Consider the following 25,159-nt stretch of genomic DNA (forward strand, 5'->3'; position numbering starts at 1 on the left):
CCATGCAGCTTCGTTCGTCGCGCCGTGCGCGCGCAGTCGTCGGCGCCGTCGCCGCGCTCGCCCTCACCCTCACCGGATGCTCGGGGCAGGCCGAGCAGTTCAGCTACACGCCTCCTGAGCAGGTCGACGCCGCACTGCCCGAGGACGTCACCGCGCAGCTGCAGACGGCGGTCGAGAACGCCATGACCGCGACGGGCGCCTCCGGGGCGATCGTGGGCGTGTGGGTGCCGTGGAGCGGCACCTGGGTCACCGGGCTGGGGACGCAGGGCGCCGGAGACGACACCAAGGTCACCGCCGACATGTCGTTCCGTATCGGCGATGTGACCCGTCTGATGACCTGCGACGTGCTGTACGGCCTCGCTGACGACGGCAAGGTGAAACTCGACGCCCCTGTGCCGAAGTACGTCTCGGGTGTCGCCGACCTGCCCGACATCACGCTGCTCGACCTGTGCAACGGCACGAGCGGCATCGGCTCGTCCGAGGCGTCGGTGAAGGGCTACTGGCTGAACACCCCCGCGCGCGACTGGTCGCCCCTGCAGCTGGCCAGCTTCGGTCTGGGCCGGCAGCGCGGGCCCGCGCACACCGCGTTCCGTGATTCGGATGCGGGATACCTGATGCTCGGCCTCGCCCTGGAGCGCGCGTCGGGCATGAGCGCGTCGCAGCTGATCGAGAGGTACGTGACGGAGCCGCTCGAACTCGCCTCGACGTCGCTGCCGCGACCGAAGGCCGCGCCCCCCGCGCCCGCGCCGGCGCTCAAGGGCCGGTACCTGCCCGCGGTCGAGGGCGGTTACGACTGCGCCGCGCCGGTGGACATCACCGAGATGTCCTCGAGCACCGGGTTCACCGATTCGGGCGCGGTGTCGACCATCGAGGACCTCGGTCGCTACGTGCAGGCCGAGGCGCGTCAGGCGCTGCGCGAGAAGGATGCCGAGCCCGCCCGCTTCTCGGCACCTCTTCCGGCATCGTCGAAGGCGCCCACCTGGTATCAGGCCACCGGCGGCGGATTCCTGGTCGGCTCGATGATCGGGCAGCACGGCTGGACCCCGGGATACATCACCGCCGCCTATTCCGATCCGGCCACCGGGTTCACCGTCGCAGTGACGCTGAACAACTCCTCGACCGGGGGCGGCACGGCTGCGTACCTGGCGTGGCAGCTGGCCGCGATCGCCTCGAAGGCGCCGGCCGCGGAGGGCCAGACGGCCCCCGAGTTCGGCCTGCCGTTCACCGCCGAGCAGTACGCCCAGACGATCGCCGACAACGCGATCTGCACCGCTCCGCCGGCGCAGTGACGCGGACGCCGGCCTTCCCGCCGGCGCACCGCCCTCTCGGAGGCGGCGCGATCGCCATCGGCCTGATCGGCGCCGGCCTGCTGTGTCAGCAGGTCGGATCATCGCTCGCCGTGCTGCTGTTTCCCGAGGTGGGCCCGCTCGGCATGGTGATGCTGCGCCTGGTGGTCTCGGCGCTGATCCTGCTGTCGGTGGCCAGGCCGTCGCTGCGCGGCCGCACACCCGGCGCGTGGCGCGCTGCGCTGATGTTCGGCACGGTGCTCGCGCTGATGAACGCGATGTTCTACCTGGCCCTGTCCGAGCTGCCGCTCGGCGTCGCCGTGACGATCGAGGTGCTCGGTCCGCTCGCCCTCGCGGTGATCACCTCGAAAGCGCGCTCCGCGTGGCTGTGGGCTGTGCTCGCGATGCTGGGCATCGTGGCCCTCGGCGGTGGCGGCTGGGACCGGTTGACGCTTCCCGGCGTGCTGTTCGCCCTCGCCGCCGCGGCCGGCTGGGCGGGGTATATCCTCGCCTCGGCGAGGGTCGGCCGTGACTTCCCGAAGCTCGACGGACTCGCCTTCGCGATGGTCGTCGGCGCCGTGCTGTCGCTCCCGTTCGGCCTCGTGGATGCAGGGCCCGCCCTGCTGCGTGCCGATCTGCTCGCGCTGGGCGCGGCAGTGGCGCTGTTGAGCTCGACCGTGCCGTACGCGCTGGAGCTGATCGCGCTGCGCCGGCTGCCGCCGGCCGTGTTCGGCATCCTGATGAGTCTCGGGCCCGCGCTCGCCGGGGTGACCGGCTTCGCGCTGCTCGGCCAGCGCCTGTCGCCGCTGGAGATCTTCGGCATCGCGCTGGTGGTGCTCGCCAGCGCCGGCGCCGTGTGGGTGGGGCGACGGCAGCCCGAGCCGCACCCGGTGCCCTGATCCGCATCCGTCGGGCGGGACGAGACCCGACGGACCGGCGGGGCCCGACGAACCGTGAAAGGATGGTGCGGTGCGTCCCTCACGCAGAATCCCGCTCGTCCGCGGGGCGACCGCGGCCTCGATCGCGACCTTCGTCGCGCTCGCGTCGCACGTGTGGGTGTCGGGGACGATGCCAGGACCCCTGGGCGTGCTGGTGCCATGGCTGCTGTCGTTGATGATCTGCACGCTGCTGTCGGGCCGACGACTCTCCGTGCTGCGGCTGAGCCTGTCGGTGGTGGCCTCGCAGCTGCTGTTCCACGCCCTGTTCGTGCTGGGCAGCATCACGCCGAAAGGCGGCTTCACCCCGCATGATCACGGCGCCATGGTGCTCTCCTTCGACGGTGCCGCGATCCCGCTGGCCGGGGACGCCGGGATGTGGGGCGCGCACGCCTGCGCCGCCGTGGTGACGATCGTCGCCCTGCATCGCGGCGAGCGTCTGCTGCAGGCGCTGCTGACCGCGGCATCCGCCGTGCGCGCGTGGCTGCGACGCACTGTGCGCCTGCCCGCACCCGCGCTCGTCCCGCGTCAGGGTTCCACGCGCTGGGCCGTCGTCCTCGCGCCGCGGCGCCGCGACCCGCTGCTGTCCGCCCTGCGACGGCGCGGCCCTCCTCTCCGTCTCGTCTGATCAGCGCCGCATCCCTGCGGCATCCGGGCGTGCCATTCCGGCGCGCGCCGTCGAACAGATCTGCCGCTTCGCGGCATCCGATGAGAGGTTTTCCCATGTTCCGCATCCGTACCGTCCTCGCGGGGGCCGCCGTGGCCGCCGCCGCCGTGCTCGCCGTCGCCGCACCCGCCGCCGCGCACGACGAGCTCGTGCAGAGCACGCCCGCTGCCGATGAGCAGCTCACCGTCGCACCCGAGCAGGTCGTGCTGACCTTCTCGAACAACCTGCTGTCGCTGGAGGACAACAGCGGCACCGCCATGACCGTCGTGGACTCGACCGGTCAGGACTGGGTCGCCGGTGAGCCGGTGGTGCAGGCCGACACCGTGACCGTGCCGCTCGACGAGGGCATGCCGAACGGCGACTACACCGTCACCTGGAAGGTCGTCTCCAGCGACGGCCACCCGACAGACGGAGAGTACGCGTTCTCGCTCGCCGCGGAGGATGCCGAGGCGTCCGCCGAGCCGGCGGACGAGGCGTCCGATGAGCCGAGCGACCAGCCCACGGCAGAGCAGACCCCGGCCTCCGCGTCCGAGGACGGCGACTCGGCGCTCGCGCCGGTGCTGTGGGGCGTCGGCGGGCTGATCGTCGTCGCGGCGATCGTGACGGCTGTCATGGTCGCCCGCAAGCGCCGGGCCTGATCGCCGCGCTTCCTCCGCCGGGATAGAGTGCACTCTGCACCGGCGGAGGGAGCGTGATGGGCGCAGTGCGCGAAACCGGGCGGATGCTGCTGATCGCGGCATCCGCCGCGGTCGTCTGTGCGCTCGCCGGATGCGGGGGTCCCGCCCCCGCCGAGGACACTGTGCCGGATGCGGCCGAGGTGACGCTGCCCGCTCCGGGCGCGGGCTTCGACTACCAGCTGGGCGGCGCGTACCCGCCGCCCGCCGGCGTCACCGTGGTGGCGCGCGATCGCCTGCAGGAACCCGCCGGCGCGGGGTACGACATCTGCTACGTGAACGGCTTCCAGACGCAGCCCGACGCGTCGGCGGACACGGCAGCGGAGCACCCGGAGCTCATCGTGCACGTGGACGGGAAGCCGCTCGCCGACCCGGGGTGGCCTGACGAGTTCCTCTTCGACACGTCGACGCCAGCGAAGCGCGACGCGCTCGTCGCGATGGTCGGGCCATGGATCGCCGGATGCCGCGACGCCGGGTACGCTGCCGTCGAGATCGACAATCTCGACTCCTACACCCGCTCGGAGGGCAGGCTGACGCGCGAGGACAACATGGCGCTCGCCGCGGAGTACGCCCGGCTCGCGCACGAGGCGGGTCTGGCCATCGCGCAGAAGAACACGGCCGAGCACGCCTCGCGCCTGGCGGAGATCGGCTACGACTTCGCCATCACCGAGTCGTGCCAACGGTACGACGAGTGCGGCGCCTACGCCGACGTCTACACGGTGGTACTCGACATCGAGTACGTCGACGAGCTCGGCGCAGACGGGTTCGCCCAGGCGTGTGCGGATCCGTCGCGGCCGACGATGATCCTACGCGACCACGACCTGCGGATGCCGGAGGACGCGGGATACGTCTACCGCGCCTGTCCTGCACCCGGCGCCGACGGCTGAGGCGGCGGCCGCGCACCGCGTCATCTGTTCCAGTGCCGCAGCTTCTCGGGGTTGCACACCACCCAGAGCGTCGCGAGCAGCCGGGTCCGCACCTCGGCGGTGACGGCGGCCACGACGACGTCTTCGCGAACGAGAAGGAACCCGCGGACGCTGTTGATCGAGGCCATCGTCGCCGACGTGTCGGGAGTCGTCAGCGCGAGCAGCGCCTCGGATGCCGCGGCCGCGCCCCGCAGGGGCGTCGACGCCCCGGGGACGAGGCCACCGCTGTCGATGGTCAGCACGACCTGCGGATGCAGCACCGCGCGGATCTCGTCGCGGTCGCCGGCTGCCAGCGCGACGGCGAGGCGCTCGACGACGCCCGGATCGACGGCACCGAGGCGCCTCCGGCGCAGCGATGCCGGCTGGTGCCTGCGGATCATGCGCGGGCCGGGATCACGTGTCCGAGCTTCTGCGGGTTCATCATCCACAGCAGCTGCTGGATGCCGTCTTCGGATGTCGTCAGGGTCAGGACCGTGGTCACGTCGCCATCCTCGATGAGCGTCGCCGCCGGCTGGCCGTTCACCTCGACCCAGCCGATCGTCTTGCCCGTCCAGAAGTGGTGCGCGAACGCGGCAACGAACTTCGCCACTCGGCCGCGGCCGTTCACGGGGATGCGCGCGGCGAGCTTGACGCCGTTGCCATCGGTGTAGCTGACGACGTCGTCCGCGAAGAGCGTCTCGAGCTGCTGAGCATCGCCCTGCCGCGCCGCGGCGAGGAAGGCTTCGAGAAGCCGCCGATGGTGCGTCGGCTCGACGGCCGACTGACGTGCAGACGCGAGGTGCGCACGCGCGCGACTGACGAGCTGGCGGGCGTTCACGACACTCGAGGAGATGACCTCGGCGATACGGGGGTAGGGATAGTCGAACGCCTCGCGGAGGATGTACGCCGCCCGTTCGGTCGGCGTCAGCTTCTCGAGCGTCAGCAGGATCGCGACGTGCAGCGCCTCGGCGCGCTCAGCGCCGAGGGCCGGATCGTCGTCGGTGTTGACCGGCTCGGGAAGCCAGGGGCCGATGTACGTCTCGCGCTTGGCGCGCGACGACTGCAGGACGTTGATCGACAGGCGGGTGGTGATCGTGGTGAGGAACGCGGCGGGCTCCTGCACCTGGCTCCGATCGGTGTTCTGCCACCGGATCCAGGTCTCCTGCACGATGTCCTCCGCGTCGGCGACGGTGCCGAGCATCCGATAGGCGATGCCGAACAGGCGCCGCCGCTGCGCCGCGAAGACCGCCACGGCGGCATCCAGGGCCTCGCCGGACCCCGCAGCCGCGCCGGTCACATCCACATCCACACTCTCCACCGCTTCACCTCGTTCCGACAAGTGCTTCCACCCCTCGCGCTGCCGTCGTCGGACTCGCACGACCGCGCGAACACCTGCATCGAAGGGAAGACCGGCTGCCGTCTCGATCCGTGACACCCCGATGCACGGTCACACGCGTTTCGGCATGGTCGGGTCCGGCGGCCCGGGGCGTGCAGCCTCCAGCATCTCGCTGTACGCGGGTTCCGCTGGTGTGCTGACGAGTCGGCTGTCACACCGGCGAGCGCCTCGCGGTCAGAGATGTCAGACGCCGCATCCGGCGTCGCTCACGGAAAGGCATGAACATGGCAAAGATCGTCGTCATCGGAGGCACCGGCCTCATCGGCTCGAAGGTCGTCGCGAAGTTGACCGAGCACGGCCACGAGGCCGTCGCCGCCTCGCCCAACACCGGTGTGAACACGCTGACGGGGGAGGGTCTCGCGGAGGTGCTGGTGGACCCGGACACCGTGGTGGACGTGTCGAACTCCCCTTCGTTCGCCCCGGACGACGTGATGGAGTTCTTCACCACCTCGACCCGCAACCTGCTCGCCGCCGAGACCGCCGCGGGCGTGACGAAGCACGTCGCGCTCACCATCGTCGGCACCGACCGCCCGCAGAACATCGCCTACTTCGCGGCGAAGGCCGCGCAGGAGGAGCTCATCCGCGGCTCGGGCATCGACTACACCCTGGTGCACGCGACGCAGTTCTTCGAGTTCGTGGGCAGCATCGCCGACATCTCGACCGAGGGCGACACGGTCACACTCCCGGGCGCGCTGATCCAGCCGATCGCGGCGGAAGACGTCGCCACCGCGGTGGCGCGCGCGGCGGTCTCCGAGGCGCAGGGTGACGTCGAGATCGCCGGTCCTGAGGCGTTCGGCATGGATGAGTTCGCCCGTCGGGCCCTCGAGTTCCGCGGCGATCCCCGCATGGTGGTCCGCGATGACAGCGCCCCCTACTACGGCGCGCAGATCGAAGAGCGCACCCTCATCCCCGTCGAAGGCGCTCAGATCTTCGAGACCACACTCGAGCAGTGGCTGCCCCTCAACCCGCCGCGCGGATAGTCGTTCGCGGATTCGCGGGCCCGGGTCGCGCGCCGTCGAGCGCGCCGGTGCCATAGCCTCGACGCATGAGTGAAACCACCGCGCACTCCGATCCCCGCTGGCAGCCTCTCGCCGCGGACGAGGTCGCGCGGCTCCTGGCCCCCGCTGGAGTCCGCTGGTGGCTCTCCGGCGGCGTGGCGCTCGATCGATGGCTCGGCCACCCGATCCGGCCGCGCTCGAACGTTGACGTGAGCGTGCTGCGGCCGAGCATGCGCGCCCTGATCGACTCGCTGCCGCCGGGGTACAGCGCCTGGGCGGACGCCGGCGACGACGTCGTCGCGGTCGCTGATGTGCCGGAGGACGCGGATCTGCACCCCGTCCTCGTCCGCGACGACGCCTCGGGTGCGTGGGTGCTGCAGGTCAACGTCGAGGACGGGGTCGACCGGGCATGGGTCTACAAGCGCGACCCGCGCCTGCAGCTGTCCTGGGAGCGTGCCGTTCACGACGTGGACGGCATTCCCACGGGTGCCCCCGAGGTGCAGCTCGTATGGAAGGCGCTCCGGCCGCGCCCTGAGGACGATATCGACAAGGACGCCGTGCTCTCGGCCCTGTCCGCGGAGGCGCGCGCGTGGTTCGAACGGGCGATCCTCTCCATCCACCCCCACTCTTCGTGGTCGATCCACGTACGCAGCCCGCTCGCGCCCGCGAAGGCGAGCTGGAACCGGAGCCGCCGAGCGTAGCGCCCCGGCGCTCAGACCGGCTGGTCGTCCGTCGACAGCGACTCGAGCACGAGCGATCGGAACCAGCGCTGAGCCGGGGAGAGATTCGCCTCCCGGCGCGTGTACAACGACACCGGGGTGCTCTGCGCCGGCCAGGGAAGGTCGGCGATGCGCAACCGCGGAAACCACCGGCAGAACACCTCCGCGACATGGCGCGGCAGCAGAACGACGAGGTCGGTCGCTTCCAGAACCGCGGGAACCGTCGCGTACTCCTCGACCGTGAGCGCCACCTGCGCCAGCATCCCGTGCTCGGTGAGCGCCTGCACGGGATAGACGTGTCCGCCGCGCCCGGACACCCGCACGAATCGCCGCCCCGCGAACATGTCGGCCGACGTGGGCGGCAGTGGATGTGAGCCCGACGAGAGAGCAACATACTCGACGGCCCTCACCCGCGAACGCCACAACCGCGGGGTCCCGACGAGCGCGACGGTGATGGCGATGTCGATGCTCCCGCGCGCCAGGCCGTCCTCGACCTGATCCGAGTTCAGACGCGCCACCTGAAGATGAGGCGTCGCACCCTCGCGCGCGAGAGCGGCCATGATGGGCGGGAGGAAGGTCTGCTCGCCGATCGAGGTGAGACCGAGGGTCAGTTCCCCCGAGAATCCGGACGGCTCGAACTCATCGGGGTCGCTCACGGTCGCATCGATCTGAGCGAGCGCCTCGTGCAGCGGCGCGTACAGCTGAGTCGCCCGCGGCGTAGGCACCATGTCATGGCCCTCGCGTCGGAACAGATCGTCGTCGAATCGATCCCGCAGCCGACGCAGGGTGTAGCTGACGGTCGGCTGCGTGACGTGCAGGCGCTCGGCCGCAGCGGTCACGCTCCGCAGTTCGTAGAGCGTCACGAACGTCCGGATCTGGTTAAGGTCGGCAACCGCCACGCATAGATCATATCTATGGTCGACCGCCTACACATCTATTGGACTGCATCGGGGCGGCGACCTAGCGTGGAACCGACCGACCTGAGTGACAAGGACGACACGGTGATCATCGACATCCACGGGCATTACACCACGGCCCCGGCAGAGCTGGGAGCGTGGCGTGACATCCAGATCGCCTTCGCCGACGGCCGCGGCGGTGCCCCCGATCCCGCGGACCTGCACATCAGTGACGACGACATCCGCGCGACCATCGAAGCGAACCAGCTGCGACTGATGAACGACCGGGACATCGACCTCACGGTCTTCAGTCCCCGCGCGTCCTTCATGGCGCACCACATCGGCGATCTCGGCGTGAGCGAGACCTGGGCGCGGATCTGCAACGACCTCTGCGCCCGGGTCAGCGCGCTCTTCCCCGACCGGTTCCTCCCCGGGGCCATGCTCCCGCAGTCGCCCGGTGTCGACCCGGCGACCAGTGTCGCCGAGCTCACCCGAGCCGTCGAAGAACTCGGCGTCGTGACGGTCAACCTCAACCCGGATCCCTCCGGGGGACTGTGGACCGCACCCGCGCTCACCGACCGCTCCTGGTACCCGATCTACGAGAAGCTCGTCGAATACGAGCTGCCGGCGATGATCCACGTCAGCACGTCCTGCAAGCCGGTCTTCCACACGACCGGCGACCACTACCTCGGCGCCGACACGACCGCCTTCATGCAGCTGCTCAAGGGCGACCTGTTCCGGGACTTCCCCGATCTCACGTTCGTCATCCCGCACGGAGGGGGAGCGGTCCCCTACCACTGGGGTCGCTTCCGCGGGCTTGCGATGGCGCTGGGCAAGCCGGAGCTCGAGGAGCATCTGCTGGGCAACGTTTTCTTCGACACGTGCGTCTACCACCAGCCGGGCATCGACCTGCTGACCTCGGTGGTGCCGACCGAGAACATCCTGTTCGCGAGCGAGATGATCGGTGCCGTGCGCGATGTCGACCCGCGAACCGGACACCATTTCGACGACACCAAGCGCTACCTCGACGCAACGCCCAACCTGACCGACGATCAGCGGCAGGCCGTGTTCGAGGGCAACGCGCGCCGCGTCTACCCGCGCCTCGACCGGGCGCTGACCGCGCGCGGGCTCTGAGGGAGGAGAACACATGCGTCTGAACGATCTCGGCATCGTCCGCACCCGCATCGACCGGCCCGATCCCGCCGACGTCGAGCGTCTGTCGCAGTTCGGTGTCGCCACGATCCACGAGGCGATGGGCCGCGTCGGTCTGCTTCGGCCATACATCCGTCCCGCATACCGCGGTGCCGAGCTGTGCGGTGTCGCGGTCACCGTGCTGCTGCAGCCCGGTGACAACTGGATGTTCCACGTGGCCGCCGAGCAGGTGCAGCCGGGCGACGTGCTCGTCGCCGGGTGCACGACCGAGAGTGAGGACGGCTTCTTCGGTGAGCTCCTCGCGACCTCGCTCACCGCCCGCGGATGCAGGGGCCTGGTGATCGACGGCGGCGTGCGCGACGTGGCCGACCTCGAGCGTATGGATTTCCCCGTCTTCTCGCGCGCGATCAACGCCAAGGGCACGGTCAAGGCGACCCTCGGCTCCGTGAACATCCCGGTGGTCGTGGCGAACGCGCTCGTCAATCCCGGCGACGTCGTCGTCGCCGACGTCGACGGTGTGGTGGTCGTACCGCGCGAACTCGTCGGTGCGGTCGCGGACGCGAGCCGGGCCAGGGAGGACAACGAGGAGGCCAAGCGCGAGAAGTTCCGCGCGGGCGTGCTCGGATTGGACATCTACGGCATGCGCGACAAGCTCGCGGCGGCCGGCCTCGAGTATCGGGAGGACTGACGTGGCGCACGGAGACACGAGCGGGGGCTTCGAGAAGTCCGCCGGGTGGCTGGACTGGTACGACGGTCCCAGCGCTCCCACCTTCCGCCTTCCCGAGGGAGCGGTCGATGCCCACTGCCACGTCTTCGGCCCTGGCGGGGAATTTCCGTACGCGCCCGAGCGGAAATACACGCCATGCGACGCCTCGGCCGAGCAGTTGTTCGCTCTGCGCGACCACCTCGGATTCGACCGCAACGTGATCGTGCAGGCGACCTGTCACGGCGCGGACAACAGTGCCATGGTCGACGCGCTGCGCCGCAGCGGAGGGCGGGCTCGCGGCGTCGCGACCGTCCGCCGCGACGTGACCGAGGCCGAGCTCGCCGAGCTGCACGAGGCCGGCGTGCGCGGCGTGCGCTTCAACTTCGTGAAGCGCCTCGTGGATCGAGTGCCGACGGACTCGCTCGATGAGATCGTGGCGAAGATTGCGCCCCTCGGATGGCACGTCGTGATCTACTTCGAGGCCGAAGACCTTCCCGACCTGTACGACTTCTTCTCCGGCATCCCGACCGACATCGTGGTCGACCACATGGGCCGACCCGATGTATCGAAGGATCCCGACGGGCCGGAGTTCGCGCTCTTCCTGCGCTTTCTGCGCGAGAACCCGCGCGTGTGGGCGAAGGTGTCGTGCCCCGAGCGGCTCAGCGCCCAGGGCCCGCGCGCTCTGCACGGCGAACGGCACGCGTATCTCGATGTCGTGCCCTTCGCCCGTCGCGTGGTCGAGGAGTTCCCCGACCGTGTGCTGTGGGGCACCGACTGGCCCCACCCCAACCTCAGGGACCACATGCCCGACGACGGGCTGCTGGTCGACTACATCCCTCAGATCGCCACCACGCCCGACCTGCAGCGGAGGCTGCTCGTCGAGAATCCGCGGCGGCTGTACTGGCCAGAAGGAGAATGACCATGGCACTCGACAAGCCGTACAAGGACGTCCCCGGCACCACCATCTTCGACGCCGAGCAGGCCCGCAAGGGATACCACCTCAACCAGTTCTCGATGTCGCTGATGAAGCCGGAGAACCGCGAGCGGTTCCTGGCCGACCAGGGCGCGTACCTCGACGAGTGGCCGCTGAACCCGGTGCAGCGCCAGGCCGTGCTGGACATGGACCTGAACACCATGATCGCCGAGGGCGGCAACATCTACTTCCTCAGCAAGATCGGCGCCACGCACGGCATGAGCTTCCAGCAGATGGCGGGCTCGATGACCGGGATGTCCGAGGCCGCCTATCGGGACATGATGATCGGTGGAGGGCGTCGTCCGGAGGGCAATCGCCTGAAGGATCTCGACGGCTGGACGCCTCCGTCCGGTGAGAAGGCCGAAACGATCCGTACCGATGCCCCCGCGACATTCACCTCGGCGCTGTTCACCTCGCACGTTCCCGCCATCGGCGCGGCGATGGATCTCGGCAAGACCGAGGAACCGTACTGGAAGAAGGTGTTCGCGGGCTACGAATGGACCAGGAGATGGGCGAAGGAGAACACGCCCGACGTCGTGATCCTCGTGTACAACGACCACGCCACCGCCTTCGACTCGTCGATCATTCCGACCTTCGTGCTCGGCACTGGCCCCGACTACCCCGTCGCCGACGAGGGTTACGGTCCTCGACCCGTGCCGGACGTGAAGGGATATCCCGAACTCGCGGCGCACATCGCGCAGTCCGTCATCCAGGACGACTTCGATCTGACCCTGGTGAACGAGATGGTCGTCGACCACGGTCTTACGGTGCCCCTCTCGCTCGTGTACGGCGATGTCGAGGAATGGCCCGTCCGGGTCATCCCCCTCGCCGTGAACGTCGTGCAGTACCCGGTGCCCTCGGGGCGTCGCTGCTACGAGCTCGGCCGCGCACTGCGTCGTGCGCTCGACAAGTGGGACGGACCGGAGCTCGATGTGCAGATCTGGGGCACCGGCGGCATGAGCCACCAGCTCCAGGGTCCGCGCGCCGGTCTCATCAACGAGGAATGGGACAACGCCTTCCTCGACCACCTGATCGCCGACCCGCTCGGCCTGACCGAGTGGCCGCACATGGAGTACGTCGACGAGGCAGGGTCCGAAGGGATCGAACTCGTGGACTGGCTCATCGCGCGCGGCGCGATGGATGATCAGTTCGGCGGCGGAGCGCCCGAGGTGAACCACCGGTTCTATCACGTGCCCGCGTCGAACACGGCCGTGGGTCACCTCGTGATCTCGAATCCCGTCACTGTTCCGGAGCACGCGGAAGCGGCAACGGCGGAGAATGTCCCCGACGAGACCGGCGATCGCGCCGTCGTCACCGCCTGAGCCCTGACAGAAGAGGAACGAATGACCGACAAGACGCGGATCGCGGTCGTCGGTGCCAATGGCGCCTTCGGCATGAAACACCTGGACGGCCTCGCGAACATCGGGGACGCCGACGTGACGGTCGTCAGCGCGACCTCGCAGGAGAAGGCCGACGCCGTCGCCGCGACCTACGGAGTGCCGAACGCGGTCGTCGGACTCGACGCGGTCCTCGAGCGCGACGACGTGGACGCGGTGATCCTCGCAACACCGACCGGCCTGCACGCCGCGCAGACCCAGGCGGTGCTCGCGGCGGGAAAGCATGTGCAGGTGGAGATTCCGCTCGCCGACTCGCGGTCCGACGCCGAGGCCACCCTCGCGGCGGCCGAGGCATCGGGCCGCGTCGCGATGGTCGGTCACACGCGCCGGTTCAATCCCTCCCACCAGCTGGTACACGAGCGCATCACCGCTGGTGAGTTCGCCGTGCAGCAGATGGACGTGCAGACGTACTTCTTCCGCCGGACCAACACCAATGCCAAGGGCGAGCCGCGCTCATGGACCGATCACCTGCTGTGGCACCACGCCGCGCATACCGTCGACCTGTTCGCGTACCAGGCAGGGCGAATCGTCGAGGCCCACGCGATGCAGGGGCCGATCCACCCCGAGCTGGGCATCGCGATGGACATGTCGATCCAGCTCAAGAGCGAGACCGGCGCGATCTGCACCCTGTCACTGTCGTTCAACAACGACGGCCCGTTCGGCACGTTCTTCCGGTACATCGGAGACACGGCGACCTACATCGCCCGTTACGACGACCTCTACGACGGCAAGGAGAAGCAGATCGACGTGTCGCAGGTGGCTGTCAGCCTCAACGGCATCGAGTTGCAGGACCGGGAGTTCGTCTCGGCCATCCGCGAGGGTCGTGAGCCGAACGCGTCGTTGCGTCAGGTGATCGATTGCTATCGCGTACTGGGCACACTGGAGGAGCAGCTCGCGTGACGCTCCCGCGGATGGGCCTCGGCTGCATGTCGCTGAGCCACGCATACGGTGTTCCGCCGTCGGAGGGGGAGGGCGTCGCGCTGCTGCGCGCCGCGCTTGACGCGGGGGTGGGGATGCTGGACACCGCGACCCTGTACGGCGGAGGCCGTAACGAGGAGCTCGTGGGCAGAGCCATCGCGGGCCGGCGCGACGAGGTCGTGCTCGCCAGCAAGGGCGGGATGGCGCTGGTCGACGGAGTGCGCACGATCGACGGGCGTCCCGGGACGCTGCGCGCGCAGGTCGACGCGTCCCTGCGCCGCCTCGGAGTCGATCGCATCGACCTCTACTACCTGCACCGCTGGGATCGGCGCGTGGCGATCGGCGAGAGCGTGGGGGCGCTGGACGAGCTCGTGCGCGCAGGCAAGATCGGTGGGATCGGTCTGTCGGAGGTGTCCGTGGCCCGCCTCCGCGAGGCGCAGCAGGTCGCGCCCATCGCCGCGGTGCAGAACGAATACTCGCTGTGGAGCCGGAATCCCGAGCTCGGGATGCTCGACGCGACGAGGGAGTGGGGCGTGGCGTTCGTCGCCTTCTCGCCGGTCGCCCGGGGCTTCCTGAGCCGCGGGGTCGATGACCCCGCGCAGCTCGCTCCGAACGACATCCGACGGTCGATGCCGCGGTTCCAGCCGGAGCACTGGCGGGCGAACGCCGCCCTGCTCCCCGCGTGGCATGCGCTCGCAGAGGAGGCGGGATGCACCCCCGCTCAGCTCGCGATCGGCTGGGTGCTGTCGCGAGGCGAGCACGTCATCCCGATCCCCGGGACGACGAACCCCGCGCACCTGCACGAGGACCTGGCTGCGCTGGATCTGCAGATCGCGCCGGACGTGCTGGTGCGAGCGGCCGCGCTCATCAGCACCGAGACCGTCTCGGGGCCGCGCTATGCGCCCGGGCCCGCCGCGGACGTCGACACCGAGAGCTTCGAGGCCGCGTGAAGGGCATCTCGTCGATGGCGACCCGCCACCTGCTCACCGATCTCGCCGAGGCGGCGTCCGTGAGCGGGCTGCCCCGCGTGCGGATGGAGTCGATGGGCGGGGTGGATGCCGCCCGGCGCGTGGCCGCCGGTGAGCCGTGTGACCTGGTCTTCCTCGCCGCCGACGCGCTGGCTGCGCTCGCCGCCGGCGGACACCTCGACCAGAGCACAGTCACCGAGCTCGTGATCTCGCAGGTGGCTGTCGCGGTCGGGGCGAGCGAGGACTCCGTCGCCGTGCGGCCCGCTGCTCCTGCGTTCCCGGATGCCGCCGCCATGCGCGCCGCTCTGCAAGCGGCGACGCGCATCGGCTACTCCACCGGGCCGAGCGGCACCGCGCTGGTGCGGATGATCGAGGCCTGGGGTCTCGCCGACGCCATCCGGCCGAAGCTCGTGCAGGCCCGTCCGGGAGTGCCCGTCGCCTCGCTCGTGGCTCAGGGCGAGGTCGACCTGGGATTCCAGCAGCTCAGCGAACTGGTGGGGCAGACGGGCATCCGCCTGCTCGGCGTGCTACCGGGCGACGCTACGATCGACACCGTCTTCGCGGGAGCCGTGTCCGCCCGCTCATCGCACGCGATGGCCGCCCGCTCCGTGCTCGACTGGTTCGTGTCGGCGCCCGCGTCATCGATCGTCGAGGCGCACAGCTTCCGCCCGGCGGGGTCGGGATCCTGATCCCGCCGCGATGACGGCGCCGCCGGGGGAGCGGGACGCCGTCATGGAGGAGATCAGAGTTCCGCGAGCGGCCACCCCGTGTAGGCCTCGGCAAGATAGGTCCTGCCGGCCTCGGATTCGACAACGGTACGCAGCTCTCCGAGCTGGCGCAATCGGTCGAAGTCGGTCGCGTCCGGAGCGACGTGCAGCAGGCTCGTCATCCACCAGGAGAACTGCTGGGCCTTCCAGATCCGCTGCAGCGCCGTCTCCGGGAACGCCTCGATGAGCCGTGTGTCGTTCTCGGTCAGCAGAGCGCCCAGCGCTTTCGCGAGGATGACGACGTCTGCGACGGCCAGGTTCATCCCCTTCGCCCCGGTCGGCGGTACGGTATGGGCGGCGTCGCCGATCAGCGCGACCCGGCCGTTGCGCAGTCGATGTGCCACGAAGCTCCGGAAGCGCAGGATGTCGCGCTGGAAGATCGGGCCCTCCCTGAGGGTGGTCCCGGGCACGCGCTTCTGCAGCTCGCCCCACAGCTCTTCTTCGGAGTAGGCGGCGGCGTCGGCGTCCGGGTCGCACTGGAAGTACATCCGCTGCACGGTCTCGCTGCGCTGACTGATGAGGGCGAACCCGTCGGGAGAGTTCGAGTAGATGAGCTCGGCGGCGCTGGGCGGAGCCTCGCACAGGATGCCGAACCAGGCGAACGGATACTCGCGGAAGTAGCCGCCGGATCGCGAGCCGGTGACGGTCGCGCGCGCGATGCTGCGCGATCCGTCGGCGCCGACGACGAAGTCGGCCTCGATCTCGAAACGGCCACCCTCGGCATCCACCGCGACGACACGAGGACGTTCGGCGTCGGCGTCCTCGATCGACTTCGCCGTGACCCCGAACCGCAGATCCTGGCCATCGGCCAAGCGGGCGGCGATCAGATCCTTGAGCGCCTCGTGCTGCGGGTAGAGCCAGACTGCCCGTCCGATCAGACCCGCGAAATCGATCCGGTGCCCCTCGCCGGCGAAGCGGAGCTCGATACCCTCGTGGCGGTGTCCCTCGGCACGGGCCCTCGTGGACGCGCCCGTCTGCTCGAGGAGCTCGACCGTGCCCTGCTCGAGAATCCCGGCGCGGATGGTCGACTCGATCTCCTCGCGGGTGCGGGAATCGATCACGATCGATTCGATCCCGGCATCCGCGAGCAGATGCGAGAGAAGCAGACCTGCGGGTCCTGCGCCGATGATGGCGACCCGAGTGCGGGTGGGGGCGGGCATGTCGTCTCCTCTGACGTCGTCCGTGCGGCCCTGATGGCCTCGATCAGTATCGATCGCATCGGGAGGGGAGAGGGATTCCGTCCCGTTGATCGGGACGGAAGTTGGCCTACGAGTGCGGACGCAGCGAACGCTCGATGTCGCGCGCTGCTGACAGCAGCTCGCGGAGTGCCGGTTCCGTGTCGTTCTCGCGGGGAAGCACCACCGACAGCGCGGCGACCACCCGCGGCCCGCCCGCCCTGATGGGCACCGCCACTCCGGTGGAAACGTCCTCGATGTATCCCGGCGCGACGACGTGTCCGAGGATGCGGATCTCGTCGAGCTTGCGTCGCAGGGCGTCGGGCTCGACGATCGTGTCCGGCGTCAGCCGCTGCAGCGGTCGCGCCAGCACGCGACCTCTCGTGTCGGCATCCGCGTACGCGAGCAGCAGTAATCCGGACGACGACGCATGCAGTGGCAGCCGCCCCGCGATGCGGGTGACGTTCGCCCCGGAGCGGGGTGCACTGAGGCGTTCCAGGAACAGCGCTTCGTCCTGCTCGAGGATCGCGAGCTGAGTGTGCTCGCGGATGCGGGTCTGCACGCGCTCCATGAGCGGGAGCGCCGCCTGTCGCAGCCGGAGAGCGTCGGACGAGCGGGTGGCCAGCTCCCACAGCCTCATCCCGATACGCACGCCGTTCGTCTCGTCGCGTTCGAGGAGGCCGCTCACGACGAGCTCCGAGACGATTCGATGCGCCGAAGAACGCGGCAGGTCGGCGCGTCGGCCGATGTCGGCGGTGGTCTGGACGGTGCGCGTGGGCGTGAACGTCTCGAGCACGCGCACGAGGCGATCCGTCATCGAGTCGCCGCTCGGGGAGTTCGCCATGGGGCAATGATCTCAGAGCGGCCGACGGCCGCGATGCGCGAACTTGTTAGGTGGGCGAGGCGCACGCAGGAAGCCCTTCCGTCTCGCTTATGCGCGAATCGCTATTACTTATGCATAAACGTCACATAAGCGGATAGTGTGATCACATCCGCGATGAGGCGCGATCACAAGGGAGAGCCACCGACCATGCTTCTCGAACGAGACATCCTCCAGGCCACCGGCTTTCGCAACGTCCGAGATGACGCAGGAGCGATCACCGGATTTCAGATCCGGCTGCGGATGCCGTCGTATCGCGGCATGGCCGCGTCGCTCATCGACGGCGTCGCCGTCCGCGTGGGGGACATCGTGGACGTCCCCGCCGAGGTGCCGCTGTGGACGCTCGGCGGAACGACCTACACCCTGCAGCAACTCTGGGACGGCGACGGCGTGCGTTGGCCGCTCGAAGAGGCCGCGGTCGTGACCGTGCCGCTCGCCGGCGGTCTGCCCGACGGCATCCACGAGGTGTCGATCGAGCTGCGGCTGCGCATGTCGTACATCCCCGTCGAGCATCAGCCATCGACGTACCGCGAGACCAGGCACATCACGCTGACGTCCGAGCGGGACGGCGGCCCGTTCCGGTACGGGGTGTCGCTGTACAGCTACATGACCGACTTCGGCACGGTGATGGACCTCGAGACCGCGTTCGCGCACGTGGCGGATGTCGGCGCGACCGGCATCGAGATCCTCGGCGAGGCACACATCGCCGGTTACCCCGACCCGTCGACCGCCTGGCTGAACCGCTGGTTCGAACTGCTCGACGCCTACGCTCTGGAGCCCACGAACTACGGCTCATGGATCGACACCCGCCTGCACTCGAGCGGTCCGAACGCACGGGACCTGACCGGGGCCGAGGGCGCCGCAATCCTGCAGCGCGATCTCCGCCTGGCCAAGCAGCTGGGGTTCCGCTTCGTCCGGCCGAAGATCGGCGTCGTGACGGGCGACCTCGTCCCGCACCCGGCATGGACGGAGTCCGTGGAACGATCTCTCGAGCTCGCCGCCGAGCTCGACGTCGTGATCGCCCCCGAGATCCACTCGCCGACCCTGATCAGGCACGAAGTCGTCGACGGCTACATCGACCTCATCGAGCGCACCGGCACGAAGCACTTCGGGATCCTGCTCGACACCGGTATCTTCCAGGACCGGCCGATCCCGCTGAACCCGGGCGAGCTGCCGGGTCGCCGCCCCGCGTTCATGGACGGCATCGCGGTCGACCCTGCCGACATCGCGGACATCGCGAAGTACGTCGTGTTCATCCAGGCCAAGTTCCACGACATCGACGAGAACCTCGAGGACCAGCAGATCCCGTGGGCGCCGGTGCTGCGCTCGCTCAAAGATGCCGGGTACTCCGGCTACCTCTCCAGCGAATACGAGGGAGTCAGGGAGCCCTGGCGCTCGATCGAGCAGATCCGCCGCCAGCACGCGCTGATGCGTCGCATCGTCGCGGACCTCGACTGACGCCGCGACGACACGGACACCGACCCCGACTGACACCCGACAGACACCACCCGACACACACGGAGAGCATCATGCCCAACGGACTCATTCAGCGCGACAGCCTCCGGGTGCACCCCGAGGGCGCCGCCCTGGTCCTCACCCTGCCCTGGTACCGCAGCCTCTGGCTGTCGTCGGTCGGAACGCTCGGCGTGACGGTCGACGGCGTCGAGGCGCCCGCGGACGACCTCCGCTTCGAGCTCGGGGGCAGGAGCTATCGCATCACGGAGCTTCCCGAGCAGAGCGAGACCCTGTGGTATCTGCAGGAGCACCCCGTGCTGGTGGTGCCGCTCGAGAACCCCGTCGCCCTCGGCGAGACGCACCGCGTCGACATCGCCGGCGACCTGCGCCTGCCCTACATGCAGATCGCGCCGGGGGAGGACGGCGGGCCGGGGATGTACGTCCCGAACGTCGTGCGCCAGTCGCTCGAGCTGGAGGTCAAGGCTGGTCCGGATGCTGCGCCGGCCCTCGTGTCGGCGGACGCACCGCCGCCACCCGCCACCGAGGAGGACCCGTTCAAGCTCGGGCTGACTCTCTACTCGGCGAGCGCGGAGTTCCGCGCGGGCTGGTTCGACTTCGACGGACTGCTCGACCGCGTGGCGGATCTCGGCATCGGGCCCGGGATCGAGATCGTCGCCTCGCAGGTTCTCCCGACGTACCCGATCGTCTCCGACGACTTCCTGCGCACCTGGCGCGACGCGTTCGACCGGCACGGGTTCGTCGCGAGTTCGTTCGGGGCGAACCTCGACATGGGGCGCCGTCGCGACCGCGACATGACTCCCGATGAGGAGTTCGAGTTCAGCGAGCTGATGTTCCAGGGCGCGAGGAAGCTCGGCTTCCCACTCGTGCGCATCCAGAGCGCCAAGCCGGAGCTGCTGCGTCGATTGCTGCCGGTTGCGGAGTCGCTCGAGCTGCAGCTGGCGTACGAGATCCATGCCCCGCTCGGGCCCAACGCGGAGCCGATTCTCAAGGTCCGTGAGACCTACGAGGAGCTCGATTCGCCGCTGCTCGGGTTCGTCGCGGACTTCTCCTCGACCATGCGCGCGATGTCGCCGACCCTGCTGCGGGGCGTGCAGCGGGCCGGGCTCGACGATGAGGCGCTCGACACGCTGCAGCGTATCTGGGCGACCGACGCCAGCATGCGCGAGAGGCAGGAGGAGTTCATCGGCTACCTGCGCGGACGGGACTTCGATCCGGGACGTCTCGGTTCGTTCGCACACCTCGCCTTCAACATGCACGGGCACGTCGACCCACGTGAGTGGGCGGACATCATGCCGCAGATCACCCATGTCCACGCCAAGTTCTACGACATCGACGAGAACGGCCAAGAGCCGGCGATCGACTACCCGGAACTTGTGCGCGTCTTCGTCGAGGGCGGCTACCGCGGTTTCTGGTCGAGCGAGTGGGAGGGCCACGCCTTCGCCGAGCTCGGCGAGGTCGATCCGCTGATGCTCGTGCGTCGCCAGCACGATCTCATCCGCGCGAGCATGCGCGGCGCCTTCGCGACGGGCTGATCCGTCGTGCGCTCGGCGGCTCAGGAGGAGCCGTCGAGCGAGCGTGCCGCCTCGGCGAAGAGCTCGCGCATCCAGGCGTGCTCGGGATCGCGTCCGTGCACCGGATGCCACCACAGGGCGTTCACGATCGGCGTGGCGGCGAAGGGCAGCGGAACGACGCGGATGCCGGGCACGGCGGAGACGGTCGGGATCACCGCGGACTGGATCAGCCCGATGCGGTCCGTGTCAACGATGAAATGGGGCAGTGAGAGGAAACTCTCGACGACCACCGCGATGCGCGGTTCGACGCCGAGCTGCTGGATCTGTCGGGCGGCGGACGTGAACGCGGTGCGGGACTGGAACGTCAGTGCCCAGGGCGCCTCGGAGATGCGCTGCATGGTCAGCTCGTCGTCAGACCCGAAGTGCTTCTCGTCGACGATCGCGACCCAGTCGTCGCGCCACAGGTCGGCGTAAGGCATGTCCGTGACATGTCCGTGCGGGATCACCATGCCGTCCACCGAGCGAAGCCGCGTGAGCGCATCGTCGACGATCGTCGGATTGTGCAGCATGAAGCGGAAACGCACTCCCGGGGCGCGTTGGGCGGCGAGCGCCGAGACCGCGCGTCCGATCGTGACGAAGCCGTAGTCCGAACCGTAGATCGAGAACTCCCTCGTCGACTCCGACGGCGACCACGAGGCCTGCGTCTCGAAGACGCGCCGCGCGGATTCGAGCGCTGTGGACGTGTGCTCGGCGAGCCTGACCGCCAGCGGGGTCAACTCGTAGCTGTTGCCGCGGCGCGCGAGGATCTGGTCTCCGAAATGGACGCGCAGTTTCGACAGGGATGCGCTCAACGCGGGCTGGCTCAGGTGCAGGCGCTCGGCCGCACGGGTCACGCTGCGTTCCGTGAGCAGCGCGTCGAGGGAGACGAGCAGGTTCAGGTCGAGTCGAGAGAGCTGGGCGTGATCGGTCACCACAGTGTGATCCTCCGGGCCGAGAGCGGGAGCGGTCCTCCGCCGAGTGTATCAACGGGACCGATGCACCACGATAACGTTATCGCCGCAATTTATGCCTCCGGCGGGGAGGCGAATGGGCACGTGCGCTTCCGCTTATGCCTCACATCGAGAAGACTTATGTGCCTTTTCGGCTTATCGCGTTCATACTGAATCACACAGCAGGCGGCTCAAGAGATGAGACGCCGACGATGAAGTCAGAAAGGCTGATCATGACACAGCAGGGTCATCTTGTTCGGCGGCGGACAGCAGCGCTGATCGCGATCCCCGCCATCGGCGCCCTCGCACTGGCCGGTTGCTCGGGAGGCGGCGCCACGGAGGGCGGCGGCGGCACCGGCGACTCCGTCGAGTTCTCCCTCACCTACGCCACGTCGAACAACCTCGAGAGCCCGTTCGAAGCTCTCGCGAAGGCCTATGAAGACGCCAACCCGGACGTCACCATCACGCTCAACCCGGTGCCCAACGACACATACGGCGACACCCTCCGCACGCAGCTGCAGGCCGGGAACGCCTCGGACGTCATCCAGTCGGAGGCCGGCAGCGGTCAGACGCGCAGCATCATCCCGCTCGCGGAGGCGGGTTTCCTCGAGCCGCTCGGCGACTCGGCCACGGAGCTCATCCCGGAGGGCGGGGAGTCCCTGTTCGTCGTGGACGGCAAGACCTACGGTCAGCCACTCGTGCTGCAGTACACCGGTCTCATCTACAACCAGACGACGGCCGACGGTGCGGGCGTCGATGGCTTCCCGGAGGAATGGGACGAGTTCATCGACCTCTGCACCGACATGCGCGACCAGGGCAAGACGGCGCTGCTCGTGGCCGGAGCTGCGGCGCCGAACGCGGGCATGCTGGCGATGAACATCGCGGCGACGCGCGTCTACGCCGAGAACCCCGACTGGAACGCCGATCGCATCGCCGGCGACACCACCTTCACGGAGAGCGACGGGTGGAAGGACACCTTCCAGGCGATCATCGACCTGAACGATGCCGGATGCATCCAGGATGGCGCCGTCGGTGGCGGATTCGACGTGCTCACCAACGGCATCACGAGCGGTGCCGGCCTCGGCTTCTTCGGTCCGCTCGCCTCGGCGACGGAGCTGCTCCAGGCCGCCCCCGACCAGGACTTCGTGGCACACGCCTTCCCGCCCGCGGAGTCGGGCGATCAGGCGTTCGGCGTCGCGAGCCCGACGTACTCGCTGTCGATCACGGAGGCCTCCGACAAGAAGGAGGCGGCGCAGGAGTTCCTCGAGTGGGTGTCCGAGCCCGAACAGGCCGGCCTGTTCGCCGAGGTCTCGGGTGGTCTGCCGATCACCGGCATCGCGGATGTCGATCTGTCCGACACGGTGTACGCACCCGTCGAGGATCTGCTCAAGAACGGTGAGTTCACCGCGCTGCCGAACCAGTCGTGGCCGACCGCAGCCGTCTACGAGGCTCTCGCCAAGGGCGTGCAGGGCGTCCTGACGGGTCAGTCCACGGTGGACTCCGTGCTCGAATCGCTCGACGCGGCCTGGGAGCAGTAACACACGATTCGCGGTGGCCGCCGTCCGCGGCGGCCACCGCTTCACCATCGAGAGGGTGAAATGACTGCAACGATGCATTCTTCCGAGACGGAAGCGGTCGTCGTGCCGCGGCGATCGCCGAAGCGGCCCGGCGGAGTACAACGGCGGCCCGGCCTTCTGAAGTTCGGTCACTGGTGGTGGGCGCTGCCGGGCGTCCTGCTCGTCATCGGCATCCACTACGTGGCGACCGGCATCGGCGGATTCTTCGCCTTCACCGACTGGACGGGCCTCGGCGCGTTCGAATTCCTCGGCCTCGACAACTTCGCGCGGATCCTGACGGATCCCACCAAACTGCTCGCCCTCGGCAACACCCTCTTCCTGGCGTTCCTGTCCGTGATCCTCTCGAACATCGCGGGCCTCGCGCTCGCTCTCGGTCTGAACCGGATCATCAAGACCCGCTACGCCCTCCGTGTGCTGTTCTTCATGCCCGTGGTGCTCAGTCCGCTGGCGACCGCCTACATCTGGAAGTTCATCTTCGAGTTCAACGGTCCGATCAACCTCGCTCTCAAGGCCGTCGGTCTCGAAAGCTGGGTGCGGCCATGGCTCGCGGATCCGATCTTCGCCATCTGGTCGATCCTGCTCGTCGTGGTGTGGCAGACCACCGGCTTCGCGATGGTCATCTACATGGCTGGGCTCGCCTCCGTGCCCGTAGAGATCGAAGAGGCCGGTGCCATCGACGGCGCGAACCTCTGGCAGCGCTTCCTGCACATCACCGTTCCCTCGATCCGGCCTGCGATCGCCATCGCGACGACCCTCGGGATCGTCCAGGGGCTACGCATCTTCGACCAGATCATCGCACTCACGGGCGGCGGACCCGCCGGCGCGACCGAGACGCTGGCCACTCAGGTGTACAAGGAGGCGTTCTCGCTCGGCAACTTCGGCTACGGCGCCGCCCTCGCGCTGATGCTCACCCTGATCATCCTCTTCTTCGCTGCGATCCAGCAGCGCATCACGCAGGCCCCGGAGGACTGACATGTTCCGCTACACCAAGCTCACCCTCGTTCGCGAGATCCTGCTCTGGGTCGCGGCCCTGGTCTTCCTCGCGCCGTTCTACTTCCTCATCATCATCGCGCTCAAGCCCGACGCCGAGGTCTTCAGCACGTCGCCGCTCGCCCCGCCCAGCGCGCCCACGTTCGACAACTTCGTCAACGTGCTCACCGCGACGGGCAACTCGAACGTCCTGATGGGCCTCCTCAACTCGGTGCTCATCACGGCGGGCAGCATCCTGTGCCTCGTCATCCTGGGGGCGCTGACCGGGTACGTGATCGCCCGCAGCACCACGCGATGGGGCAAAGCGGCGTTCTCACTCTTCCTCATCGCCATCGTCCTGCCCACGCAGCTGGGTACGGTGCCGCTGTACATCGGCGCTCGCAGCCTCGGTCTCACGGGCTCCGTCTGGGGAATGATCATCCTCTACACCGGCATGATGCTGCCGTTGTCGATCTTCCTGTACTCCAACTTCTTCCGCGGCATCGGAACGGAGTACGAAGAGGCCGCGACGATCGACGGGGCGAGCCGCACGCAGGTCTTCTTCAGGATCGTGTTCCCCCTCGTCGGGCCGGCAACGGGCACGGTGGCGATCTTCGTGGGGCTGATCGTCTGGAACGACTTCTTCACGTCGCTGATCTTCCTCGGCGGCTCGACCGTTCAGACGCTCCCCGTCGCCATGTACTACTACATCGGCTCGCTGGTCTCGCAGTGGAACCAGATCTTCGCGATCGTCATCGTCTCGATGATCCCGATCCTCGCGTTCTACCTGTTCGCCCAGAAGCGCTTCATCCAGGGCTTCGCCGGCGGTCTGAAGGGCTGAGCGGATGCCGAACGACAATCGCGCCGCGTTCGAGGAGTTCTGCCGGCTGTTCTACACCGAGAAGCGAGTGGCGGATGCGTTCGCCCTGCTCGTCTCCGACGACTACCGACAGCACAATCCGAACGTCTCCGACGGGCCAGCGGCGGCGATCGAGATGCTGACACCGAAGTTCGACGGTTCACCCGAAGCGCGCTTCGAGATCCAGCGCACGATCGTCGACGGCGACCTCGCGATGGTGCACGTGAAGGCCTCGCGACCGGGCGCGCCCGATGCCGCCGTCGCCGACATCTATCGCTTCGAGGACGGCGTCATCGTCGAGCACTGGGATGTCCTGCAACCCGTGCCCGCCGCATCCGTCCACGACCACCCCATGTTCTGAGCAGA

At 68.8% G+C, this 25,159-nt stretch carries 26 protein-coding genes; 20 read left to right on the forward strand and 6 right to left on the reverse strand.

Features of this window, described 5'->3' with window-relative positions; translation table 11 throughout:
• Positions 1 to 2 precede the first annotated feature (2 nt).
• The 5 genes from ACFWH5_RS06220 (at position 3) to ACFWH5_RS06240 (ending at position 4,449) form a co-directional block, all read left to right on the forward strand.
• Positions 3 to 1,289 (forward strand): serine hydrolase domain-containing protein, encoded by a 1,287-nt coding sequence (locus ACFWH5_RS06220; protein ID WP_378832935.1) that lies wholly within the window; start codon positions 3 to 5, stop codon positions 1,287 to 1,289.
• A complete protein-coding gene (locus ACFWH5_RS06225; protein ID WP_378832936.1) occupies positions 1,286 to 2,185 on the forward strand; it encodes a DMT family transporter in 900 nt (299 codons plus the stop codon). The genes ACFWH5_RS06220 and ACFWH5_RS06225 overlap by 4 nt, the downstream gene beginning before the upstream one ends.
• Before the next feature lie 70 nt (positions 2,186 to 2,255).
• Positions 2,256 to 2,849, forward strand: a complete 594-nt coding sequence (locus ACFWH5_RS06230) for a hypothetical protein (protein ID WP_378832937.1) — start codon at positions 2,256 to 2,258, stop codon at positions 2,847 to 2,849.
• A 95-nt stretch (positions 2,850 to 2,944) separates the two neighbouring features.
• Positions 2,945 to 3,526 (forward strand): copper resistance protein CopC, encoded by a 582-nt coding sequence (locus tag ACFWH5_RS06235; RefSeq protein ID WP_378832939.1) that lies wholly within the window; start codon positions 2,945 to 2,947, stop codon positions 3,524 to 3,526.
• Positions 3,527 to 3,582: 56 nt separating this feature from the next.
• The gene (locus tag ACFWH5_RS06240) at positions 3,583 to 4,449 is read left to right on the forward strand and encodes an endo alpha-1,4 polygalactosaminidase (RefSeq protein ID WP_378832941.1); all 867 of its coding nucleotides are present in this window, start codon (positions 3,583 to 3,585) and stop codon (positions 4,447 to 4,449) included.
• A gap of 20 nt (positions 4,450 to 4,469) precedes the next feature.
• Here the strand turns inward: ACFWH5_RS06240 and ACFWH5_RS06245 are convergent, their stop codons facing one another.
• Together ACFWH5_RS06245 and ACFWH5_RS06250 are read right to left on the reverse strand one after the other, a co-directional pair.
• Positions 4,470 to 4,868: a hypothetical protein gene (locus tag ACFWH5_RS06245; RefSeq protein WP_378832943.1), complete on the reverse strand. Its 399-nt coding sequence runs from the start codon at positions 4,866 to 4,868 to the stop codon at positions 4,470 to 4,472.
• On the reverse strand, positions 4,865 to 5,770 hold the full coding sequence (locus tag ACFWH5_RS06250) for an RNA polymerase sigma-70 factor (RefSeq protein ID WP_378832944.1): 906 nt from the start codon (positions 5,768 to 5,770) through the stop codon (positions 4,865 to 4,867). The genes ACFWH5_RS06245 and ACFWH5_RS06250 overlap by 4 nt, the downstream gene beginning before the upstream one ends.
• A 317-nt stretch (positions 5,771 to 6,087) precedes the next feature.
• On the opposite strand from ACFWH5_RS06250, the gene ACFWH5_RS06255 reads away from it, so the two are divergent.
• Together ACFWH5_RS06255 and ACFWH5_RS06260 are read left to right on the forward strand one after the other, a co-directional pair.
• Positions 6,088 to 6,843, forward strand: coding sequence for an SDR family oxidoreductase (locus tag ACFWH5_RS06255; RefSeq protein ID WP_378832947.1), 756 nt, complete (start codon positions 6,088 to 6,090; stop codon positions 6,841 to 6,843).
• Positions 6,844 to 6,908: 65 nt separating this feature from the next.
• Positions 6,909 to 7,562 (forward strand): nucleotidyltransferase domain-containing protein, encoded by a 654-nt coding sequence (locus tag ACFWH5_RS06260; RefSeq protein ID WP_378832949.1) that lies wholly within the window; start codon positions 6,909 to 6,911, stop codon positions 7,560 to 7,562.
• Between the two features lie 11 nt (positions 7,563 to 7,573).
• Here ACFWH5_RS06260 and ACFWH5_RS06265 read toward each other — a convergent pair whose 3' ends face one another.
• On the reverse strand, positions 7,574 to 8,479 hold the full coding sequence (locus ACFWH5_RS06265) for a LysR family transcriptional regulator (RefSeq protein WP_378832950.1): 906 nt from the start codon (positions 8,477 to 8,479) through the stop codon (positions 7,574 to 7,576).
• 102 nt (positions 8,480 to 8,581) lie between these two features.
• Between ACFWH5_RS06265 and ACFWH5_RS06270 the strand changes: the two genes are divergently transcribed.
• Genes ACFWH5_RS06270 through ACFWH5_RS06300 form a run of 7 tightly spaced genes read left to right on the forward strand, consistent with a single transcriptional unit; the run spans position 8,582 to position 15,279 of the window.
• Entirely contained in the window at positions 8,582 to 9,610 is a 1,029-nt protein-coding gene (locus ACFWH5_RS06270; RefSeq protein ID WP_378833554.1) for an amidohydrolase family protein, read from the forward strand.
• 13 nt (positions 9,611 to 9,623) lie between these two features.
• Positions 9,624 to 10,316: a 4-carboxy-4-hydroxy-2-oxoadipate aldolase/oxaloacetate decarboxylase gene (gene ligK / locus ACFWH5_RS06275; protein ID WP_378832952.1), complete on the forward strand. Its 693-nt coding sequence runs from the start codon at positions 9,624 to 9,626 to the stop codon at positions 10,314 to 10,316.
• Position 10,317: 1 nt separating this feature from the next.
• Positions 10,318 to 11,253: an amidohydrolase family protein gene (locus tag ACFWH5_RS06280; protein ID WP_378832954.1), complete on the forward strand. Its 936-nt coding sequence runs from the start codon at positions 10,318 to 10,320 to the stop codon at positions 11,251 to 11,253.
• 2 nt (positions 11,254 to 11,255) lie between these two features.
• A complete protein-coding gene (locus ACFWH5_RS06285) occupies positions 11,256 to 12,629 on the forward strand; it encodes a protocatechuate 4,5-dioxygenase subunit alpha/beta (protein WP_378832956.1) in 1,374 nt (457 codons plus the stop codon).
• 21 nt (positions 12,630 to 12,650) lie between these two features.
• A complete protein-coding gene (locus ACFWH5_RS06290; protein ID WP_378832958.1) occupies positions 12,651 to 13,604 on the forward strand; it encodes a Gfo/Idh/MocA family oxidoreductase in 954 nt (317 codons plus the stop codon).
• Positions 13,601 to 14,572: an aldo/keto reductase gene (locus tag ACFWH5_RS06295; RefSeq protein ID WP_378832960.1), complete on the forward strand. Its 972-nt coding sequence runs from the start codon at positions 13,601 to 13,603 to the stop codon at positions 14,570 to 14,572. The genes ACFWH5_RS06290 and ACFWH5_RS06295 overlap by 4 nt, the downstream gene beginning before the upstream one ends.
• The gene (locus ACFWH5_RS06300) at positions 14,569 to 15,279 is read left to right on the forward strand and encodes a substrate-binding domain-containing protein (protein WP_378832962.1); all 711 of its coding nucleotides are present in this window, start codon (positions 14,569 to 14,571) and stop codon (positions 15,277 to 15,279) included. Before ACFWH5_RS06295 ends, ACFWH5_RS06300 begins: the two co-directional genes overlap by 4 nt.
• Before the next feature lie 53 nt (positions 15,280 to 15,332).
• Here ACFWH5_RS06300 and ACFWH5_RS06305 read toward each other — a convergent pair whose 3' ends face one another.
• Complete coding sequence (locus ACFWH5_RS06305) at positions 15,333 to 16,517, reverse strand: 4-hydroxybenzoate 3-monooxygenase (RefSeq protein WP_378832964.1); 1,185 nt, start codon at positions 16,515 to 16,517, stop codon at positions 15,333 to 15,335.
• Positions 16,518 to 16,623: 106 nt separating this feature from the next.
• The gene (locus ACFWH5_RS06310; protein WP_378832965.1) at positions 16,624 to 17,376 is read right to left on the reverse strand and encodes an IclR family transcriptional regulator; all 753 of its coding nucleotides are present in this window, start codon (positions 17,374 to 17,376) and stop codon (positions 16,624 to 16,626) included.
• Positions 17,377 to 17,562: 186 nt separating this feature from the next.
• Here ACFWH5_RS06310 and ACFWH5_RS06315 point away from each other — a divergent pair, with 186 nt between their 5' ends.
• Both ACFWH5_RS06315 and ACFWH5_RS06320 read left to right on the forward strand, forming a co-directional pair.
• Positions 17,563 to 18,870: a DUF6379 domain-containing protein gene (locus tag ACFWH5_RS06315; protein ID WP_378832967.1), complete on the forward strand. Its 1,308-nt coding sequence runs from the start codon at positions 17,563 to 17,565 to the stop codon at positions 18,868 to 18,870.
• Between the two features lie 71 nt (positions 18,871 to 18,941).
• The gene (locus ACFWH5_RS06320) at positions 18,942 to 20,420 is read left to right on the forward strand and encodes a DUF6379 domain-containing protein (RefSeq protein ID WP_378832970.1); all 1,479 of its coding nucleotides are present in this window, start codon (positions 18,942 to 18,944) and stop codon (positions 20,418 to 20,420) included.
• Between the two features lie 20 nt (positions 20,421 to 20,440).
• On the opposite strand, the gene ACFWH5_RS06325 is transcribed toward ACFWH5_RS06320, so the two are convergent.
• Positions 20,441 to 21,370 (reverse strand): LysR family transcriptional regulator, encoded by a 930-nt coding sequence (locus ACFWH5_RS06325; RefSeq protein ID WP_378832972.1) that lies wholly within the window; start codon positions 21,368 to 21,370, stop codon positions 20,441 to 20,443.
• Between the two features lie 251 nt (positions 21,371 to 21,621).
• Between ACFWH5_RS06325 and ACFWH5_RS06330 the strand changes: the two genes are divergently transcribed.
• Genes ACFWH5_RS06330 through ACFWH5_RS06345 form a run of 4 tightly spaced genes read left to right on the forward strand, consistent with a single transcriptional unit; the run spans position 21,622 to position 25,154 of the window.
• Entirely contained in the window at positions 21,622 to 22,926 is a 1,305-nt protein-coding gene (locus ACFWH5_RS06330) for an ABC transporter substrate-binding protein (RefSeq protein ID WP_378832974.1), read from the forward strand.
• A gap of 60 nt (positions 22,927 to 22,986) precedes the next feature.
• Positions 22,987 to 23,937: a carbohydrate ABC transporter permease gene (locus ACFWH5_RS06335; protein WP_378832977.1), complete on the forward strand. Its 951-nt coding sequence runs from the start codon at positions 22,987 to 22,989 to the stop codon at positions 23,935 to 23,937.
• A gap of 1 nt (position 23,938) precedes the next feature.
• The gene (locus tag ACFWH5_RS06340) at positions 23,939 to 24,775 is read left to right on the forward strand and encodes a carbohydrate ABC transporter permease (protein WP_378832978.1); all 837 of its coding nucleotides are present in this window, start codon (positions 23,939 to 23,941) and stop codon (positions 24,773 to 24,775) included.
• 4 nt (positions 24,776 to 24,779) lie between these two features.
• The gene (locus ACFWH5_RS06345; protein ID WP_378832981.1) at positions 24,780 to 25,154 is read left to right on the forward strand and encodes a nuclear transport factor 2 family protein; all 375 of its coding nucleotides are present in this window, start codon (positions 24,780 to 24,782) and stop codon (positions 25,152 to 25,154) included.
• Positions 25,155 to 25,159: the final 5 nt, after the last annotated feature.

The sequence above is a fragment of the Microbacterium sp. NPDC058345 genome (genome assembly GCF_042723855.1).
In the GTDB taxonomy this organism is placed as follows: Bacteria; Actinomycetota; Actinomycetes; order Actinomycetales; family Microbacteriaceae; genus Microbacterium.

What these genes read in the sequence shown, in the direction of transcription:
- ACFWH5_RS06220 (WP_378832935.1), top strand. Translation starts at nt 3, where the DNA reads ATGCAGCTTCGTTCGTCGCGCCGTGCGCGCGCAGTCGTCGGCGCCGTC.
- ACFWH5_RS06305 (WP_378832964.1), bottom strand. Translation starts at nt 16,517, where the DNA reads ATGCCCGCCCCCACCCGCACTCGGGTCGCCATCATCGGCGCAGGACCC.
- ACFWH5_RS06315 (WP_378832967.1), top strand. Translation starts at nt 17,563, where the DNA reads ATGCTTCTCGAACGAGACATCCTCCAGGCCACCGGCTTTCGCAACGTC.
- ACFWH5_RS06235 (WP_378832939.1), top strand. Translation starts at nt 2,945, where the DNA reads ATGTTCCGCATCCGTACCGTCCTCGCGGGGGCCGCCGTGGCCGCCGCC.
- ACFWH5_RS06335 (WP_378832977.1), top strand. Translation starts at nt 22,987, where the DNA reads ATGACTGCAACGATGCATTCTTCCGAGACGGAAGCGGTCGTCGTGCCG.
- ACFWH5_RS06290 (WP_378832958.1), top strand. Translation starts at nt 12,651, where the DNA reads ATGACCGACAAGACGCGGATCGCGGTCGTCGGTGCCAATGGCGCCTTC.
- ACFWH5_RS06260 (WP_378832949.1), top strand. Translation starts at nt 6,909, where the DNA reads ATGAGTGAAACCACCGCGCACTCCGATCCCCGCTGGCAGCCTCTCGCC.
- ACFWH5_RS06255 (WP_378832947.1), top strand. Translation starts at nt 6,088, where the DNA reads ATGGCAAAGATCGTCGTCATCGGAGGCACCGGCCTCATCGGCTCGAAG.
- ACFWH5_RS06330 (WP_378832974.1), top strand. Translation starts at nt 21,622, where the DNA reads ATGACACAGCAGGGTCATCTTGTTCGGCGGCGGACAGCAGCGCTGATC.
- ACFWH5_RS06245 (WP_378832943.1), bottom strand. Translation starts at nt 4,868, where the DNA reads ATGATCCGCAGGCACCAGCCGGCATCGCTGCGCCGGAGGCGCCTCGGT.
- ACFWH5_RS06340 (WP_378832978.1), top strand. Translation starts at nt 23,939, where the DNA reads ATGTTCCGCTACACCAAGCTCACCCTCGTTCGCGAGATCCTGCTCTGG.
- ACFWH5_RS06320 (WP_378832970.1), top strand. Translation starts at nt 18,942, where the DNA reads ATGCCCAACGGACTCATTCAGCGCGACAGCCTCCGGGTGCACCCCGAG.
- ligK (WP_378832952.1), top strand. Translation starts at nt 9,624, where the DNA reads ATGCGTCTGAACGATCTCGGCATCGTCCGCACCCGCATCGACCGGCCC.
- ACFWH5_RS06240 (WP_378832941.1), top strand. Translation starts at nt 3,583, where the DNA reads ATGGGCGCAGTGCGCGAAACCGGGCGGATGCTGCTGATCGCGGCATCC.
- ACFWH5_RS06310 (WP_378832965.1), bottom strand. Translation starts at nt 17,376, where the DNA reads ATGGCGAACTCCCCGAGCGGCGACTCGATGACGGATCGCCTCGTGCGC.
- ACFWH5_RS06345 (WP_378832981.1), top strand. Translation starts at nt 24,780, where the DNA reads ATGCCGAACGACAATCGCGCCGCGTTCGAGGAGTTCTGCCGGCTGTTC.
- ACFWH5_RS06285 (WP_378832956.1), top strand. Translation starts at nt 11,256, where the DNA reads ATGGCACTCGACAAGCCGTACAAGGACGTCCCCGGCACCACCATCTTC.